The organism is Sphingomonas sp. CCH9-F2 (genome assembly GCF_001556735.1).
GTDB lineage: Bacteria > Pseudomonadota > Alphaproteobacteria > Sphingomonadales > Sphingomonadaceae > Sphingomonas > Sphingomonas ginsenosidimutans.
This window is the reverse complement of the sequence record NZ_LSJO01000340.1, coordinates 1-2,379: the sequence shown is the minus strand read 5'-3', so window position 1 is coordinate 2,379 and position 2,379 is coordinate 1. Positions and strand designations below refer to the sequence as shown.

The 2,379-nt window shown below is 71.6% G+C and carries 2 protein-coding genes and 1 pseudogene; 1 reads left to right on the top strand and 2 read right to left on the bottom strand.

Annotated features, from left to right (window positions below; genetic code table 11):
• Positions 1–295: pseudogene (locus tag AX685_RS22525) on the top strand (NAD(P)-dependent oxidoreductase); the annotation flags it as partial.
• Here the strand turns inward: AX685_RS22525 and AX685_RS09790 are convergent.
• Entirely contained in the window at positions 205–1,143 is a 939-nt protein-coding gene (locus tag AX685_RS09790) for a DMT family transporter (RefSeq protein ID WP_231738757.1), read from the bottom strand. The pseudogene AX685_RS22525 and the gene AX685_RS09790 sit on opposite strands and share 91 nt — an antisense overlap.
• Positions 1,140–2,141, bottom strand: a complete 1,002-nt coding sequence (locus AX685_RS09785; RefSeq protein ID WP_066488062.1) for a threonine aldolase family protein — start codon at positions 2,139–2,141, stop codon at positions 1,140–1,142. The genes AX685_RS09790 and AX685_RS09785 overlap by 4 nt, the downstream gene beginning before the upstream one ends.
• Positions 2,142–2,379 lie beyond the last annotated feature (238 nt).

The window sequence follows — 2,379 nt, the reverse complement described above, 5'->3', positions numbered from 1 at the left end:
GGGGGTCTATAACCTGGCCGACGACGAACCGGCGCCGCAGGACGAGGTGCTGGCGTTCGCGGCCGAACTGCTGGGGCTGCCCGCGCCGCCGGTGGTGCCGCTCGACGCGCTGACGCCGGCGGCGCGCGCCTTCCACTTGGAAAACCGCCGCGTCGCCAATGGCAAGGCGCGGCGCGTGCTGGGCTGGCGCCCGCTGTATCCCGATTACCGTGCCGGCCTGCGCGCGCTAAGCGCGACGACCAGCCCGATGCCGGCGAGCACGCCGCCCGCCGCCGCCAGCGGCGACCAGCGATAGCCCTCGAATAAGGTCGACAGCAGCATCGCGATGACGGGGACGATAACGCTGTTGTACGCCGCCTTCGCCGGGCCGATCGCGCGGATGATGCGGAAATAGAGCGTGAAGGCGAGGCTGGAGGCGACGACGCCCAGGTACAGCACCCCCGCGATATAGGACGGGCGCAAGTCGAACACCGGCGGGCCGGTGGTGATCCACGCCCAGGCGGCGTCCAGCCCGGCGCCGATCAGCATCGCCGCCGCCAGCGTCGGCACCATCGGATAGCGCGCGGCGGCGCGCGTCGCCTGCATCACGTTGGCGCAGGAGGCGGACAGGATCGCGCACAGCGTCAGCCCGATGCCCAGCAGCGACTGGCCGGGGCCGTTGGGATCGCTGCGCGCCTCCTGCACGAACAATAGCGAGACGCCGGCCATCGCCACCGCGCTGCCGGCCAGCAGCTGGCGCCCCAGCCGCTGCCCCAGGAACAGCCGCGCGAACAGCGCATTGGGCACCAGCAGCAGCGCGAAGGTGACCGCCACCAGCCCCGAGGTGATATGCTGTTCGGCGCGATAGACGAAGTTGAAGTTGAGCACGAACTGCAGCAGCCCGAGCGTCGCGGCGAAGCGCCAGAAGCCGGCGTCGCGGGTCACCACCTCGCGCCGCGCCATCGCCACCGCCTGCAACACCACGCCCGCCACCAGGAAGCGATAGGTGACCGACCAGCTGGGCGGCACGGTGCCCAGCTGGTCGCGGATGACGATCCACGTCGATCCCCAGATCAGCGTGACGATCGCGAACGGCACCAGCACCGCGGCGCGCGTGCTGTTGGGGCGGCGGTGGCCGATCAGGGCGCCGGGCGCCTCGCTCACAGCGCGGCGATCGCGTCGGCCAGCGGGCGCAGCGCATCCTCGCGCTGGTTCCAGCTGACCACCAGCCGCGCCTCGCCCGGCCCCCAGTCGTAGAAGTCGAAGCCCTGCGCGCGTAGCGCTGCCGCTTCGGCGGGGGTGACGCGCAGGAACAGCTCGTTCGCCTCCACGGGGTGGATCAGCCGGTCGCCCGCCGCGGCGGCGAGCAGCGCGGCGCCGGCGTTGCTGGCGCGCGCGCAGTCCAGCCACAGGTCGCCGTCGAGCATCGCGAGCAGCTGCGCCGCCAGATAGCGCCCCTTCGACAACAGGTGCCCGGCGCGCTTGCGGCGGAACAGCGTCGCCTCGGCCAGGGCGGGGTCGAAGAACACCAGCGCCTCGGCATTCATCCCGCCGTTCTTGACGAAGCCGAAGCTGAGCGCGTCGACGCCCGCGCGCCACGTCAGGTCGGCGGGATGCGCGCCGGTCGCCACCACCGCATTGGCGAAGCGCGCGCCGTCGACGTGGAAGCCCAGCCCGCGCTCCTTCGCCAGCGCGCCCAGCGCGGCGGTCTCGGCGGGGGTATAGACGCGGCCATATTCGGTGGCGTTGGTGATCGACAGCGCGTGCGGGCGCTGTTGATGGACGTCGTAGCGCGCCAGCGACAGCACCGCCCCGGCGGTCTCCGGGGTTAGCTTCGCGCCGTCGCCGTCGGCGAGCATCAGCTTGGCGCCATGGGTGTAGAATTCGGGCGCGCCGCATTCGTCGTTCTGGATATGCGCGTCGCGGTGGCACACGACCGCGCCGTGCGGCGGGCACAGAGCGGCGAGCGCGAGGCAGTTGGCGGCGGTGCCGGTGGGCACCCAAAAGGCGCGCACCTCGGTATCGAACAGCGCGGAGAAGCGCGCGTCGAGCTGTTTCGACCAGCGATCGCCGTCATAGGCGGTGTCGAGATCGTCCGCCGCGACGATCGCGCGGAGGAGGGCGGGGTGGACCGGGGCGGCATTGTCGGAAAAGAAACGCATGCCCGCCGCTGTCGGTCAGTGCGCGCGGCGGGTCAATATCGCTGACCGGAATGGCGGGCGTTGCCCGAGGCGCCGTTGAGCGACGTCGAAACGGTGCTTCGAGACGAGGCTTCGACGTCGCTCAGCCTCCTCAGCACGAACGGGTCATATGCCTGGATGTCGATCCGGCCCTAGAATTCGTCGGGCGGGGGCGGCGGGCGATCACGGTCGGCGGGCGCGCGGTCGGCGGGAATACGAT